Source organism: Streptomyces sp. BV286 (assembly GCF_019090165.1).
GTDB lineage: Bacteria > Actinomycetota > Actinomycetes > Streptomycetales > Streptomycetaceae > Streptomyces.
Genome location: NZ_JAHRIB010000008.1, coordinates 19,323 through 34,202, shown reverse-complemented (window position 1 = coordinate 34,202; position 14,880 = coordinate 19,323). Strand labels below are relative to the sequence as shown.

The window sequence follows — 14,880 nt, the reverse complement described above, 5'->3', positions numbered from 1 at the left end:
CCCGGCCAGTACGGTGAGATCCAGGAATCCGCCCGCTCGGGGCGGCCATGGGCAAGCAAGGGGAGGGAGCGCCCGTGACGCTCTGGACCAGGGTCGCCGGTGTCGCGGCGCTGCTGCTCGCCGCGACCGGCTGCACCGCGGAGACGGTCGGATCCGCCGGACCGGAGAAGACCGCGGGCGCGGGCGGGGCCGCCCTCACCGCTGTCGACTCACTGACCGTCAAGGGGCGGGCCCCGAAGACGGGGTACGACCGGGACGAGTTCGGCAGCCCCTGGGCCGACACCGACTCGAACGGCTGCGACACCCGCGACGACATCCTCAAGCGGGACCTGAAAGAGGTGAAGTTCAGCGACGGCGACTGCAGTGTGAGGTCGGGGACGCTCGATCCGGACCCGTACACCGACAAGGACGTCACCTTCGTGCGCGGTGGCCGCAGCGAGGTCGACATAGACCATCTCGTCGCGTTGTCGGACGCCTGGCAGAAGGGCGCTCAGAAGTGGGACGCGAGCAAGCGGATCGCGCTGGCCAACGACCCGCTGAACCTCCTCGCCGTCGACGCCGGCCGCAACCGCAGCAAGGGTGACGGCGACACCGCGACCTGGCTTCCGCCCCACAAGGCGTATCGCTGCACGTACGTGGCCCGGCAGGTGGCCGTGAAGAAGAAGTACGGGCTGTGGGTCACCGCCGCGGAGAAGACCGCGATGAAGCGGGTGCTGTCCGCCTGCCCCGGGCAGCGGCTCCCCTCGGGCGGGACCTCCACGCGGGCCCCGAGCCGGTTCCACGCGGGCTGAGCGAGCCGCGTCGCCCGGGCCGGGGCCAGGGCCCGGGCCCGGGCAAAAACGGTTCCGCGGAGGCCGGGCCGGTGCCTACGGTGTCCGGCATGGAGCTGAGAATCGCGAGCCTCGCCGAGTGTCCGGAGATGCACGGCCGGGTGACGGGGATGGCCGACACCTGGCCCGAGTTCCTGCGCAACGACCTCGTCGGCAACGCCCACTACGGCCGGATCGCCAGGGAACTGCCGGAGCATGTGCTGTTCGCGGAGGACGAGCGCGGTGAGGTGGTCGCGCACGCCTACAGCGTGCCGTTCGCGCTCGGGGACGAGGACCGGGGCGAGCTGCCCGCGCGGGGCTGGGACGAAGTGCTGCTGTGGGCGTTCGCCGACCGGCGCTACGGCATCGCACCCGACACGGTGAGCGCCATCTCGATCGTCGTCGCCCCGCACGCCCAGGGCACCGGCCTGTCGGCGCGGATGCTCTCGGCGATGCGGGACTCCGCCCGGGCGCAGGGTTTCGACGAGGTCGTCGCGCCGGTGCGGCCGAGCGCGAAGCATCTGGAGCCGCGTACGGCGATGGAGGAGTACGCGTTCCGCACCCGCGGGGACGGGCTGCCGCACGACCCGTGGCTGCGGGTCCACGTCCGGGCGGGCGCACGCGTCGAGGCGGTGGCCCCGGCGTCCATGACCGTCGCCGCGTCGCTCGACGAGTGGCGGGCATGGACGGGGCTGCCGTTCGACCAGGAGGGCCAGGTCGAGGTGCCCGGCGCGCTGGTGCCGGTGCACTGCGAGCCCACGCGCGGGTACGCGGTGTATGTGGAGCCCAACGTGTGGGTGAGACACGCCCTTTGAGTACGCCGTTCGGCAAGCACCGTTCGGCAAGTGCCGTCCGGGAAGCGCCGTTCGGGCAGATCCGTGCGGGACGCGTCCTGCGGGGCACGCCGTTCGCGACGCTCCCGGACGGTACGGTCCGGCGGGGAGCGGCCCCGCCGGACCGTACGGTCCGGGCTCCGTCCACGCTCCGCCCCGGCCCGTCAGCCGCCCATCGCGTCCAGGTCCATGACCTCGCCCTTGGGCTTCTGGACCGGGACCGGAGTGTCGAAGTCGCTGAAGGTGACCGTGCCCGGGTCCTTGGCGGACTTGCTCACGACCTTCAGCAGGTAGGGCTTGCCCTCCGTGGCGACGTACAGCGTGTACGTGTCCTTGCCGTCCTTCTCGTGCAGGACGACCGCCGGGGTCCCGTCGACCGTGGTCGCCTTGCCGCGGGTCGCGTCCGAGCTGACGTCCTCGAAGTCCGCGAGGACGGTGTCGAGGTCGCAGAAACCCGCGACGTCCTTGGCGTCCGAGCCGGTCGCCGACATCTTGGTCCACTTGCCGGCCAGCATGGCCACCACTCCGTCGGTCTCCTCCTTGGGCGCACCGTCGCCCTGGGCGCGCAGGAACTTCTCGTCGTACCTCATGTAGAGGGTGTCGCCGGTCATGAGGAGGTCGGCCTTGCCCTCGCCGTCCGCGCTCATCGTGCCCGCGCACCGGCCCTTCTTGTCGAGGGCCATGTCCAGGTCTATGCGGCTGCCGTCTTCCTGGATGCCGCCCTTCATGCGCAATGACGAGGCGTTCGAGGTGGCCTCCACGGCCCGGTCGGCGATCTCGCCGCCGGTCAGCCCGGCGAACGGGTCCTTCGGCTTGCTGCGGGACGGCTTGCTGTCCGCCTTGTTGTCCGCCTTGTCGTCGCCGGGCAGACAGCCGGTGAGCGAGACGGTGGCGGCGGCGAGGCAGAGAGCGGCAAGTGCGGTACGGCGCATGACAGTTCCTTGGATGTCTAGGCGGGCGGAGAAGAGCGGTGGTGGTGAGGGCGGCGACGGTCACGACGACGCTCGCGACGCCCTCGGCGTAGCGAGTGGGTCAATCACAGCAGAGCCTGTGAACCGAGTCAACACGATTCACGGGCACGGTTGCGTACACGGCCGTGAATCGGTAGATCTTGCGTACGTCGGTATGCTCGGCGTCACACGTCAGGACGAGGGGAGCCGGGACCGGTGCAGGAGAACGGGACAGAGGTCACCGCGGCCGGAATCGCCAGGCTCGCCGGAGTCGGCCGCGCCGCCGTCAGCAACTGGCGCCGTCGGCACGCCGACTTCCCCAAACCCGTCGGAGGCACCGAGACCAGCCCCTCCTTCGCGCTCGCGGAGGTCGAGGACTGGCTGAGCGCCCAGGGCAAGCTGGCCGAGGTCCCCCTGCGCGAGCGCGTCTGGCAGCAGCTCGCCGGGCATCCGCAGGGCCCGGTCACCGCCCTGGTCCACGTCGGCTGCGCCCTCCTGCTCGTCCACGACCGGCCCACGGTCTGGCTGGAACTGAGCGCGGGCTCCGACGACCGCCTCGCCGAACTGCTGCCCACCTCCCTCGACCAGGTCCTCACCCCGCGGTTCGGCGCGATCCGCAGGCGGGCCGTCGACACACCGGCCGCCGACCGACTGCGGCCGTCCGTACCGCTGTTGCGTGCCGCCGCCGACCTCGCCGCCGAGCTGGGCGCCCGCAAGGCGTACGAGTTCCTGCTCGGCCGGCACCTCGACGCGAACCCGCGCCAGTACACGCTGACGCCGACCGGCCTCGCCGCCCTCATGGCCGACCTCGCCGGACCCGCCGTGACCGTCCTCGACCCGGCGTGCGGCACCGGCGCCCTGCTGCGCGCGGTCGCCGCCGCACAGGACACCAGGGGCACCCGGGAGCAGCACCTCCACGGCCAGGACAGCGCGCCCGAACTGGCGGCCCTGACGGCACTGCGTCTCGCCCTCCACACCCGGGCCACCGTGCGCACCACCGCCGCGGACACCCTGCGCGAGGACGCCCACGGCAGCCTCCGGGCCGATGCCGTCCTGTGCCACCCGCCGTTCAACGAGCGCAACTGGGGCCATGACGAGCTCGCCTACGACCCCCGCTGGGAGTACGGCTTCCCGGCCCGCACCGAATCCGAACTGGCCTGGGTCCAGCACGCGCTGGCCCGTCTCAAGGAGGGCGGGATCGCCGTCCTCCTGATGCCGCCCGCCGTCGCCTCCCGCCGCTCCGGCCGCCGCATCCGTGCCGACCTGCTGCGCCGCGGGGCCCTGCGCGCCGTGATCGCCCTGCCGCCGGGCGCGGCGCCCCCGTACAGCATTCCGCTGCATCTGTGGGTGCTGCGCAGGCCCGCCGTGACGGCCCAGCCCACCCAGCCCGAGGTGCTGCTCGCCGACACCGGCGCTCTCACCGCGGACACCCGCGGCGGCCTCGACTGGCAGGCCGTGCGCACCGCCGTCCTCGACGCCTGGCGCCCGTTCGACCGGACCGGCACCGCGCCGGAGCAGCCGGGCCTCAGCCGCTCGGTACCGGTCATCGAACTCCTCGACGACGACGTGGACCTGGCCCCGGCCCGCCATCTGCCGCCCCCCGCGGCCGGTGGCGCCGAACGGCTCGCGGACGTGCGCGACCGGCTGGGCGAGACCCTCCGGCTGACCGGCCGCCTCACCCCGCCCCCCGCCGACCCGCGCGGGCCCACCCGCTGGCCCCTCACCACGATCGGCGAACTCGCGCGCGGGGGCGCACTCCAGCTGCGTACGGGAGGAAACGGCGGCCACGCGCGCGTGCCCGTCCTCACCGACCACGACGTCCTCGCCGGAGCGGCACCGTCCGGAACGCTGCCCGAGAGCGACGAGGAACCCGTGCTGACCGAGCCGGGCGACGTCGTCGTGCCCGTGCTAGGCGGCGGCTCCGTCGCGCGCGTCGTCGACGGGGCGACCGCGGGCGCGGCCCTCGGCCGCAACCTCGCGCTGCTGCGGCCCGACCCGGCCGCGCTCGACCCGTGGTTCCTCGCCGGGTTCCTGCGCGGCACCGCCAACAACCGCCAGGCCAGCAGTTACGCGTCCACCGCGACCCGGCTCGACGTACGCCGTCTCCAACTGCCCAGGCTGCCGCTGGAACAGCAGCGCACGTACGGCGAACGGTTCCGCGCGCTCGCCGAGTTCGAGGAGGCGCTGCGGCTCGCGGGACACCTCGGGGAACAGCTGGTGCGCGGCATGTACGACGGCCTGACGGACGGCACCGTCGAGCCCGGCTGAGACCGGTGGGGCGGGCCGGGTGATCAGCACGACAACGGTTCGGTACAACCCGGGACCAGTTGTCCTTGTCGGCCTATACGCTCGGACTCCGCACTCGTACGTCCGTACCTCCGTCCGTCCCCATCAGGCCTCCAGGAGCAACCATGCAAGGCCACGGCCAGGCGCAGCCGGTGAAGCCGCCACCCCCGACCGGGTTGCTGGTCTTCCTGCGCGTGTTCTTCGTGGTGATCTCCGTGTGCAGCTTCGGCCTGCTGGGCTGGACGATGATGCTGCGCCTGGCGCTCGTGACCCGCAAGTCCCTCGACTGGGGCCTGTTCGTGGCCACCTTCGCGGCCGAGGTCCTCGGTCTCGTCCTGATCGGCACCGAGCCCGGCGAAGAGATCCACACGGTGGGCGGCTGGCTGGGTCTCGCCCTGCTCCTGGGCTCTCTCGTGGCCGTGATCTCGTACTACCTCGCGGCGGACATCCGCCACTTCCACCAGCTCAACTACGCGGCAGCGGGATACGCCCCGCACCAGCAGACCCCGGCGTCCGCGTACGGCTACCCGCAGTCGCCGTACGCCTCCACGACCGGCCCGCACACGCCGGTGCCGCCGATGGCCCCGGTACCGCAGCCCCAGCCGGCCGCGCCGACTCCGCCGCCGCAGCGCCCCGCGCCCGCCCGTATCGACCAGGTGCGCGCCGAGCTCGACGAGCTGAGCGACTACCTGCGCAAGCACGAGGACGGCAGGTGACCGCGGCACCGGGACGCGTGATCACCGACCGCTACGAACTGTCCACGCTCATCGGGCAGGGCGGCATGGGCCAGGTGTGGACGGCGTACGACCAGCGCCTCGACCGGCGCGTCGCGGTCAAGCTGCTGCGGCCGGACAAGGTCGCGGGCCAGGAGGCCGACGAGCTGCGCCGCCGCTTCGTGCGCGAGTGCCGCGTCACCGCGCAGGTCGACCACCCGGGTCTGGTGACGGTCCACGACGCGGGCAGCGAGGGCGAGGAGCTGTTCCTCGTCATGCAGTACGTCGACGGGGCCGACCTCTCCGACCACCTCGCCGAACACGACCCGTACCCCTGGCAGTGGGCCGTCTCGGTCGCCGCGCAGCTGTGCGCCGTGCTCTCCGCGGTGCACGCCGTGCCGATCGTCCACCGCGACCTCAAGCCACGCAACGTGATGATCAAGCAGGACGGCACGGTCACCGTCCTCGACCTCGGCGTGGCGTCGGTGATGGACACCGACACGACCCGCCTCACGCACACCGGTTCGCCCATCGGATCGCCCGCCTACATGGCCCCCGAACAGGCGATGGGCGGCGCGGTCGGCCCGTACACCGACCTGTACGCGCTCGGGGTGCTGCTGCACGAACTCCTCAGCGGGGACGTGCCGTTCTCGGGCTCCACGGCTCTCGGCGTGCTGCACCGGCACCTCTACGAGCCGCCCCTGCCGGTCCGCCGGCTGCGCCCCGAGGTGCCCGAGGCGCTCGAGGCCCTCGTGCTGCGGCTGCTCTCCAAGGACCCCCAGCACCGCCCGGACTCCGCGCAGGAGACGTACGAGCAGTTGTTGCCGCTGCTCCCCGCGCGCGGGGTCCCGACCGGCGGCCCGCTCGATCCCACCCGCCCCTTCCTGCGCCCGCACGCCCCCTGGCCGGACCGCGCCCGCACGCCCGCGGCGCAGCCGCAGGCCGCGCCCGCCGTCGACCGACCCGATGTCGCGGGAGCCGTCGACGAGGTCAAGCGCCTCCTCGGCGAGGGCCGCATCACCCAGGCCGTCGACATCCTCGGCCAGATCCTCCCGGCCGCCGCCGCCCAGCACGGCGAGCACTCCCCGGTCGTCCGCACCCTGCGCAAGCAGTACGCGGCCACGCTCATGGACGACGGCCAGTACCGCCGCGCCCTGCCCGAGCTGCGCCGCCTCGCCGACGAGCGGGCCACCGAGGCCGGCCAGGCCGATCCCCAGTCCCTGCGCTTCCGCTACGAGGCCGCCCAGTGCCTCGAACAGCTCGGCGAACCCGCCGCGGCGCTCGCCGAGTACCGCGCCCTGCTGCCGTACTACGAGAACCAGTACGTCGCCCAGGACGCCGAACTGTCCTTCGAGGTGCGCCGCCGCATCGGACACCTGCTTCTCGCCCTCGGCGACCGGGCCGCCGCCCACGACACCCTGGCCCGGCTCCAGTACGACGTCGAACGGCTGCGGGGCCCCGGCCATCCCCTGGTCGCGGAGATCAGCCGGACCCTCCAGTGGCTGGGCCAGGTCCGGGGCTGACGCCTTCCGCCGGGTCGAGCGGCCCTATCGCGACCCACGGGGACGCGCCGGTCGAGGTCACCGCCCGCAACCGCCGTGGCGCGTGAGGATGGAGACGACTCCGCAACGGTGCCCGAAGTCCAGGCGAATCGTTGGGTCGAATGGGTGGCCGAGAGCCGGTCCCCTGCCTACCATCGATCACCGCAAGACTTTGTGCACCGCCGCACAATCTCCTACAGGAGGTTCTCCTTGCACCGCCGCCGTCGCACCGCGCTCCTCCTCTCCGCCGCACTCGTCACCGCGGCCCCCCTCCTCGCCGCCTGCGGCAACGACGCGCACCCCGGTGCCGCGGCCGTCGTCGGCGCCGACCGCATCACGGTCTCCCAGCTGGAGAACCGGGTGAACGAGGTACGGACCGCGCAGCGGGCCGCCACCACGGGCGAGGCGCAGTACGAGCAGGCCATCGCCAAGTCCGGCGGCCTCACCCGCGACACCCTGCACGGCATGGTCCTCGACCGCGTCCTGCACCAGGCGGCCAAGGACGCCGGTGTGACCGTCACCCGCAAGGAGATCCAGCAGGCCCGCGCGGGTCTGGAACAGCAGGCGGGCGACGCCAAAGCCCTGGAAGTGGCCTGGCTCCAGCAGTACGGGGTCCCGCCGGAGCGGCTCGACGACAACCTCCGCGTCCAGATCGAGGCCCAGAAGCTGGCCACCGCGCTCGGCACGGAGACCAGCCAGCCCGCCTTCTGGAAGGCGCTGTCGGAGGCGTCCAAGAAGCTGGGCGTCGACCTGAACCCCCGCTACGGCACCTGGGACGTCGAGAAGAGCAGCCGCGTCGACGCCAAGCTGCCGTGGCTGCGCGAGGTCACCTCGGCAGGAAGCCGCGAATCGGCTTAGCACCGGGCACCCCCGCGCTGTCCACAGCCATGACCATCTTGTCGGCGGCGTGGGTTACGTTCGGGGTGTGAACGCATCCAGCCCGGGGCGCATCGTCCTGCTCACCACCAGCCACCGCGTCGCGCCCGGACTGCTGTCCTGGCCCGCATGGCAGGCGCTGCACGGCGCCGACCGCGTCCTGTGCGCGGACGGCGCGCACCCCCAGCTGCCGTACCTGCGCGAGGCGGGCGTCCAGGTCGACGAGGTCGCGCCGGACGCCCAGGAGCTGGTCGACGCCTGCGCCGGAGGGCACACGGTCGCGGTCGTCGCCACCGGCGAGGGCGAACCGCGCCTGACCGACGGCCTGGCCCGCCTCGCCGGGACGGGCCGCGTCCCGATGCCCGACCTCGAACTGCTCCCCGCCTCCTACGACCTGCCGGGCGCCCGGCTCCTCGACCTCGTCCAGGTCATGGACCGCATCCGCGTCGAGTGCCCCTGGTCGTCCCAGCAGACCCACAAGGGCCTCGCCAAGTACGGCATCGAGGAGGCGTACGAACTCGTCGAGGCCATCGAGGAGGGCGACCGGCACGAGCTGCGCGAGGAGCTCGGCGACGTACTGCTCCAGGTCGTCTTCCACGCCCGGATCGCCGAGGAGGGCAGCCCGGAGGACGGATCGGAGCCCTTCTCCATCGACGACGTGGCGGCCGGCATCGTCACCAAGCTGATCCACCGCCATCCGCACGTGTTCGGCGACGAGAGCGCCTCGACCCCCGAAGAGGTCAAGGAGCACTGGCTGCGCACCAAGGCGGTGGAGAAGCAGCGGACGTCCGTCACGGAAGGCGTCCCCCTCGGCCAGCCCGGTCTCGCGCTCGCCGCCAAGCTGGCGTCCCGCGCCCGCACGGCGGGCCTCGAGGTCGCCCTGCCCCGGGGCGAGGGCGTCGGCTACGAACTGCTGGCCCTGGCGGTGCGGGCCGAGGAACAGGGCGTGGACCCGGAGGCGGCACTGCGCGCGGCGGCGCGGGCCTACCGGGACGCGATACGGGCCGGCGAGGACTGACCGTCCGGCCCCGGAGGGCGGTCACGGTCCGTGAAGACGCCGGGCGGGCTCACGTCACCCCTGCCGATACCGTCGAGAGGTGACCGAAACACCTGTTGAGCCGCCCGCGGGGGATCCCGCCCCCGAACTCTTCACCTGGGAGTTCGCCACCGACCCCTACCCGGCGTACGCGTGGCTGCGCGAACACGAGCCCGTGCACAGGACGAAGCTGCCCAGCGGAGTGGAGGCCTGGCTGGTCACCCGTTACGCGGACGCCAAGCAGGCCCTCGCCGACGCCCGGCTCAGCAAGAACCCCGCGCATCATGCCGAACCGGCGCACGCGAAGGGCAAGACGGGCATTCCGGGGGAGCGGAAGGCCGAGCTGATGACGCATCTGCTCAACATCGACCCGCCGGACCACACCCGTCTCCGGCGGCTCGTCAGCAAGGCGTTCACACCCCGGCGGGTCGCCGAATTCGCGCCCCGGGTCCAGGAGCTGACGGACCGGCTGATCGACGGGTTCGCGGAGAAGGGGGAGGCCGACCTCATCCACGAGTTCGCCTTCCCGCTCCCCATCCACGCCATCTGCGATCTCCTCGGCGTCCCGCGCGAGGACCAGGACGACTTCCGGGACTGGGCCGGGATGATGATCCGGCACGGGGGAGGACCGAGAGGCGGCGTCGCCCGGTCGGTCAAGAAGATGCGCGGCTATCTCGCCGAGCTCATCCACCGCAAGCGCGAGGAACTCACGGACCGGCCCGCCCCGGGCGAGGACCTCATCTCCGGTCTCATCCGGTCCTCGGACCACGGCGAGCACCTCACCGAGAACGAGGCCGCGGCAATGGCCTTCATCCTTCTCTTCGCCGGTTTTGAGACAACCGTCAACCTGATCGGGAACGGCACGTACGCGCTGCTCACCCACCCCGAGCAGCGCCGCCGGCTGCAGGGCTCGCTGGCGGCCGGGCACACGGACCTCCTGGAGACGGGCGTCGAGGAACTGCTCCGCTACGACGGGCCCGTGGAGCTGGCCACCTGGCGTTTCGCCACCGAACGGCTCAGCATCGGCGGCCAGGACATCGCCACCGGAGACCCCGTACTCGTCGTGCTCGCGGCGGCCGACCGCGATCCCGAGCGGTTCGCGGAGCCCGACACCCTCGACCTCTCCCGCCGTGACAACCAGCACCTCGGTTACGGCCACGGCATCCACTACTGCCTCGGCGCGCCCCTGGCCCGGCTGGAGGGCCAGACCGCGCTGAACACACTCCTGACCCGCCTGCCCGACCTGCAACTCGCGGGGGATTCCGCCGATTTGAGGTGGCGTGGGGGGCTCATCATGCGGGGATTGCGCACGCTTCCGGTGGAGTTCACCCCGGTCGCGAAGTCCTGAGAGGGGTATCACCGAACCCGACGGAACGTGAGACGCCGTCAACTTTGTGATCTTCACGTTATCCGCCCTGCATCGACTTGTGACAAGAGTTCGAGTGCCTATACGTTCACCCATCAATGCGGCTGGTCCCACCCGTCGCAGCAGTCGCAAACGGCAGCATCCGCTGTGTCCTTTGCGCATTCCCTGCTGTCACGTGAAAGGCCATCGCATGCTCTCCGGGAACGGTCGTCACCGTCGCCCCCGCCAGGCTCCGGCGCTCCTCGTCGCGGCGGGCGTGACCGGATCGGCCATCGCGATCCCCCTGCTCGGCGCGTCCGGTGCGAGTGCCGCCAGCGGTACCACCTGGGACGCGGTCGCGGAGTGCGAGAGCGGCGGCTCGTGGAGTGCCGACTCCGGCAACGGCCTCTACGGCGGACTCCAGATGAGCCAGGAGACGTGGGAGGGTCACGGCGGTCTCGACTACGCGCCGAGCGCCGACCAGGCCAGCCGCTCGCAGCAGATAGCCGTCGCCGAGAAGGTCCTCGCGGCCAAGGGGACGAGCGCCTGGGCGACCTGCGGTCTCGTCGCCGGGCTGACGCAGGGCTCCGACTCGGCCGACGTCGACACGGGCCTCGCCGAGGACTCCGCCAGTCCGTCGCCCGACCCGGACGCGACAAAGAGTGACAACAGTACGAAGTCCGACTCGTCCGCCGACAGCGGGACGAGTTCCTCGAACGACTCCGGCAGTGACGCCGACGCGGACGCACAGGATGCGGACAGCTCCTCCACGGGCGACGCGACGAAGGGTGACGACTCGGACAAGTCGTCCCGAAGCGGCGACGCTTCGGCGGACGCGGACGGATCCGGCCGCCATCGCGGCGGCAGCGCCGACGACGCCACCGGTGCCCGCGCGGGCGACTCCGCCGGCCGGCACGCCTCCCGCGGGGACAGCGCCTCGCGCGTCGCCACCGAGGACGGCTCGTACGGGGTCCGCTCCGGGGACAGTCTCTGGAGCATCGCCGACTCCCTTGACCTCAAGGGCGGGTGGCGCGCGCTCTACGCCGCGAACGAGGAGACCATCGGCTCCGACCCGGACCTCATCCTTCCCGGTCAGAGGCTCGACCTCGGCAGTGAGCCCGCGGCGAGCAAGTAGTGACCAAGGCGCCGAATCGGGCGAAAACCAGCGGTAGTTCGCGCTGAATGTCCGGTTTGGTGAAAGTGAGACATGGATCTCAAGAGCCTGATCGTCTTTGAAATCCGGTGGATTCCGTGTCTACGGTCGTGACCGCTCGCCACTCGTGAGCCCCGACGGTCGCAACGCCGAATCCTGCCAACGGCCGTACGGGAACAGTCGTCGCGTCAAGCGCCGTAGGCAGGAGCGGGGGACCCAAGGTAAGTGCCGGACCCGGTCGTCGAGACCAGGTACGGCTTGGGGTTAAGCCGCGTGACAGCAGTGTCGCGCGGCCGGGCAACTCACTCGGCCCGAACCCGACAGCTCACCTCGCAGGCGTCGGTGAGGGGATCACTTCATGCTGCTTTCGAGCAAGGGCAAGCACCGCCGCCCGTCCAAGGCCACCCGTATCGCCACGCTGGCCGGTGTCACCACCGCCGCCGTCGCCGTCCCGCTGATGGGCGCCACGGGAGCCTCCGCCGCCACCGCCTCGGAGTGGGACGCCGTCGCCCAGTGCGAGGCCGGCGGCAACTGGTCGATCAACACCGGCAACGGCTACTACGGCGGCCTGCAGTTCTCGGCCTCCACCTGGGCCGCGTACGGCGGCACCGCGTACGCCTCCACCGCCGACCAGGCCTCCAAGTCCCAGCAGATAGCCGTCGCCGAGAAGGTCCTCGCGGGCCAGGGCAAGGGTGCCTGGCCGAGCTGTGGCGTGGGCCTGTCGGGTGCCTCGACCGGCGGTGGCGCGGCCCCCTCCGGCTCGGGCGACTCCGGCCAGAGCACCTCGCAGTCGCAGCAGCAGGACTCGCAGTCCTCCGAGCAGCGTGCCTCGCGCTCCCAGGAGCGTTCGACCGCGAAGAAGACCGTCGAGACCCCGACCGGCAAGAAGGTCAAGAAGGGCGACGGCGAGTACAAGGTCGTCAAGGGTGACACCCTCAGCGAGATCGCCACGAAGGAGAAGGTCAAGGGCGGCTGGCAGAAGCTGTACAAGCTGAACGACGACATCGTCGACGACGCCGACTTCATCTTCCCGGGTCAGCAGCTCCACCTGAAGTGACGTCCGGCGGCCGCGACCCCCACTTCGACCGGCGGGGCGCCATGTCCCGGCCGAGGCCCTGGCCGCTCAGCCTCGGCCGGAACTGAGGCCCGCCGTCGAATCGCGGCTGAACCACAGCGCCCTCACATCCGTGTCCCCCATAGTGGAGGTCCCGTGAGGGCCACCCCCGTCCCCCACGGGCTCCCCGCCCCGGTGCGTGTTCCCCCGTACGCACCGGGGCGGGGCTTTTTTCGTTCCGGCTTTGTTCCGTTCGGAAACAATTTACTCTCGGTTCTGTCCAGGGGGCGGTCGAAGGCCGGCCGACCCCCGGCGGCCGGTTAGGCTCGTCCCGCAGGGCCACCCCAGGCCTGCGCCCAACCGGGCCCCTTCGGCCCGGCGTAGCTTGCGTCACATCCCAGAAGGAGATGCTCGTGCCGTCCATCGACGTCGTCGTAGCCCGGGAAATCCTGGACTCCCGAGGCAATCCCACGGTCGAGGTCGAGGTCGGCCTCGACGACGGCAGCACGGGTCGTGCCGCCGTCCCGTCCGGCGCCTCCACCGGTGCCTTCGAGGCTGTTGAGCTCCGTGACGGAGACCCCAACCGCTACCTCGGCAAGGGTGTCGAGAAGGCCGTCCTCGCCGTCATCGAGCAGATCGGCCCGGAGCTCGTCGGGTACGACGCCACCGAGCAGCGCCTCATCGACCAGGCGATGATCGACCTGGACGCCACCGACAACAAGGGCTCGCTCGGCGCCAACGCCATCCTCGGCGTCTCCCTCGCCGTCGCCCACGCGGCCTCCGAGGCCAGCGACCTGCCGCTCTTCCGCTACCTGGGCGGACCGAACGCGCACCTGCTGCCGGTCCCGATGATGAACATCCTCAACGGTGGGTCGCACGCCGACTCCAACGTCGACATCCAGGAGTTCATGATCGCCCCGATCGGCGCGGAGTCCTTCTCCGAGGCCGTGCGCTGGGGCGCCGAGGTCTACCACACCCTCAAGAAGGTGCTGAAGACCAAGGGCCTGTCCACCGGTCTCGGCGACGAGGGCGGCTTCGCCCCGAACCTCGGCTCCAACCGCGAGGCCCTCGACCTCATCGTCGAGGCGATCAAGGAGGCCGGCTACACCCCCGGCACGCAGGTCGCCCTCGCGCTGGACGTCGCCGCGTCCGAGTTCTACAAGGACGGCAAGTACGAGTTCGAGGGCAAGTCCCGCTCGGCCGCCGAGATGACCGAGTACTACGAGGAGCTCGTCTCCGCGTACCCGCTGGTCTCCATCGAGGACCCGCTGTACGAGGACGACTGGGCCGGCTGGAACGTCATCACCGAGAAGCTGGGCGACAAGGTCCAGATCGTCGGCGACGACCTCTTCGTCACCAACCCCGAGCGCCTCGCCCGCGGCATCGAGGAGGGCTCCGCCAACGCCCTGCTCGTCAAGGTCAACCAGATCGGCTCGCTCACCGAGACGCTGGACGCCGTCGAGATGGCCCAGCGCAACGGCTTCAAGTGCATGATGTCCCACCGCTCCGGCGAGACCGAGGACGTCACCATCGCCGACCTCGCCGTCGCGGTGAACTGCGGCCAGATCAAGACCGGCGCCCCGGCCCGCTCGGACCGCGTCGCCAAGTACAACCAGCTGCTGCGCATCGAGGAGATCCTCGACGACGCCGCGGTGTACGCGGGCCGCTCCGCGTTCCCCCGCTACAAGGGCTGAGTCCGGCCCGCGACATGGGGTGACAGCCCCGTCGTACGTACGTCCCCGTACCCGGTCCCGTACCGTGTGCGGGGACGTACGTACGTATCGGGGAGGCGGGACAGATGGCTGTGAAGGACCGTGACCGGTTCTCCACCGCGACCAGGCTGCGGGCGCTCGGCGAGCAGACCGCGGCCCGCGTCTACCGCTCCCAGACCAAACGGCAGGCGCACCGCTCACGGCTGACCGGCCGCGCGGCGCTCCTCGCCCTGGTCCTCTGCTCGCTCGTCGTGGCCCTCGCCTATCCCATAAGGCAGTACGTCTCCCAGCGTGCCGAGGTCGCCGACCTCCAGCAGCAGCGCGAGCAGGCCCGCGAGCGGGTCGAGCAGCTGCGTGACCTGAAGGCGCGGTGGCAGGACGACGCGTACGCCGAGCAGCGCATCCGGGAACGGCTGCACTACGTGATGCCGGGTGAGACCGGCTACATCGTGATCGACCCCGACGCGGCGAAGAAGACGCGTACGGATCAGACGGCGGCCGACCGGGCCTGGTACGCCAACGTCTGGGACGGCGTCGACAAGGCCGACGCCTCCGACCAGTGACCTGACCAG

The 14,880-nt window shown here is 71.6% G+C and carries 13 protein-coding genes and 1 riboswitch; of the genes, 12 read left to right on the top strand and 1 reads right to left on the bottom strand.

Going from position 1 to position 14,880, the window contains the following annotated elements:
- The first annotated feature begins 47 nt into the window (after nt 1-47).
- Both KUF83_RS01200 and KUF83_RS01195 read left to right on the top strand, forming a co-directional pair.
- Nucleotides 48-791, top strand: coding sequence for an HNH endonuclease family protein (locus tag KUF83_RS01200; protein ID WP_217452591.1), 744 nt, complete (start codon nt 48-50; stop codon nt 789-791).
- 89 nt (nt 792-880) lie between these two features.
- Nucleotides 881-1,624 (top strand): GNAT family N-acetyltransferase, encoded by a 744-nt coding sequence (locus KUF83_RS01195; RefSeq protein WP_217452590.1) that lies wholly within the window; start codon nt 881-883, stop codon nt 1,622-1,624.
- Between the two features lie 182 nt (nt 1,625-1,806).
- Here KUF83_RS01195 and KUF83_RS01190 read toward each other — a convergent pair whose 3' ends face one another.
- On the bottom strand, nt 1,807-2,574 hold the full coding sequence (locus tag KUF83_RS01190) for a hypothetical protein (protein ID WP_217452589.1): 768 nt from the start codon (nt 2,572-2,574) through the stop codon (nt 1,807-1,809).
- 234 nt (nt 2,575-2,808) lie between these two features.
- Between KUF83_RS01190 and KUF83_RS01185 the strand changes: the two genes are divergently transcribed.
- The 10 genes from KUF83_RS01185 to KUF83_RS01140 all read left to right on the top strand — a co-directional run bounded on the left by KUF83_RS01185 (nt 2,809) and on the right by KUF83_RS01140 (nt 14,871).
- Complete coding sequence (locus KUF83_RS01185; RefSeq protein ID WP_217452588.1) at nt 2,809-4,860, top strand: N-6 DNA methylase; 2,052 nt, start codon at nt 2,809-2,811, stop codon at nt 4,858-4,860.
- A gap of 143 nt (nt 4,861-5,003) precedes the next feature.
- Nucleotides 5,004-5,594, top strand: a complete 591-nt coding sequence (locus KUF83_RS01180; protein ID WP_217452587.1) for a hypothetical protein — start codon at nt 5,004-5,006, stop codon at nt 5,592-5,594.
- 38 nt (nt 5,595-5,632) lie between these two features.
- Entirely contained in the window at nt 5,633-7,114 is a 1,482-nt protein-coding gene (locus tag KUF83_RS01175) for a serine/threonine-protein kinase (RefSeq protein ID WP_302828471.1), read from the top strand.
- Nucleotides 7,115-7,342: 228 nt separating this feature from the next.
- Nucleotides 7,343-7,990: a SurA N-terminal domain-containing protein gene (locus tag KUF83_RS01170; protein ID WP_217452585.1), complete on the top strand. Its 648-nt coding sequence runs from the start codon at nt 7,343-7,345 to the stop codon at nt 7,988-7,990.
- A gap of 49 nt (nt 7,991-8,039) precedes the next feature.
- On the top strand, nt 8,040-9,026 hold the full coding sequence (locus KUF83_RS01165; protein WP_374105950.1) for a nucleoside triphosphate pyrophosphohydrolase: 987 nt from the start codon (nt 8,040-8,042) through the stop codon (nt 9,024-9,026).
- Nucleotides 9,027-9,105: 79 nt separating this feature from the next.
- Nucleotides 9,106-10,392, top strand: a complete 1,287-nt coding sequence (locus KUF83_RS01160) for a cytochrome P450 (RefSeq protein WP_217452583.1) — start codon at nt 9,106-9,108, stop codon at nt 10,390-10,392.
- Between the two features lie 208 nt (nt 10,393-10,600).
- Nucleotides 10,601-11,524, top strand: a complete 924-nt coding sequence (locus KUF83_RS01155) for a transglycosylase family protein (protein WP_217452660.1) — start codon at nt 10,601-10,603, stop codon at nt 11,522-11,524.
- A gap of 201 nt (nt 11,525-11,725) precedes the next feature.
- Nucleotides 11,726-11,896, top strand: a riboswitch (cyclic di-AMP (ydaO/yuaA leader).
- Nucleotides 11,897-11,900: 4 nt separating this feature from the next.
- A complete protein-coding gene (locus tag KUF83_RS01150) occupies nt 11,901-12,599 on the top strand; it encodes a transglycosylase family protein (protein WP_217452582.1) in 699 nt (232 codons plus the stop codon).
- Nucleotides 12,600-13,003: 404 nt separating this feature from the next.
- Nucleotides 13,004-14,290 (top strand): phosphopyruvate hydratase, encoded by a 1,287-nt coding sequence (gene eno / locus KUF83_RS01145; protein WP_217452581.1) that lies wholly within the window; start codon nt 13,004-13,006, stop codon nt 14,288-14,290.
- 104 nt (nt 14,291-14,394) lie between these two features.
- Nucleotides 14,395-14,871, top strand: a complete 477-nt coding sequence (locus KUF83_RS01140; RefSeq protein WP_217452580.1) for a septum formation initiator family protein — start codon at nt 14,395-14,397, stop codon at nt 14,869-14,871.
- The last annotated feature ends 9 nt before the right edge of the window (nt 14,872-14,880 follow it).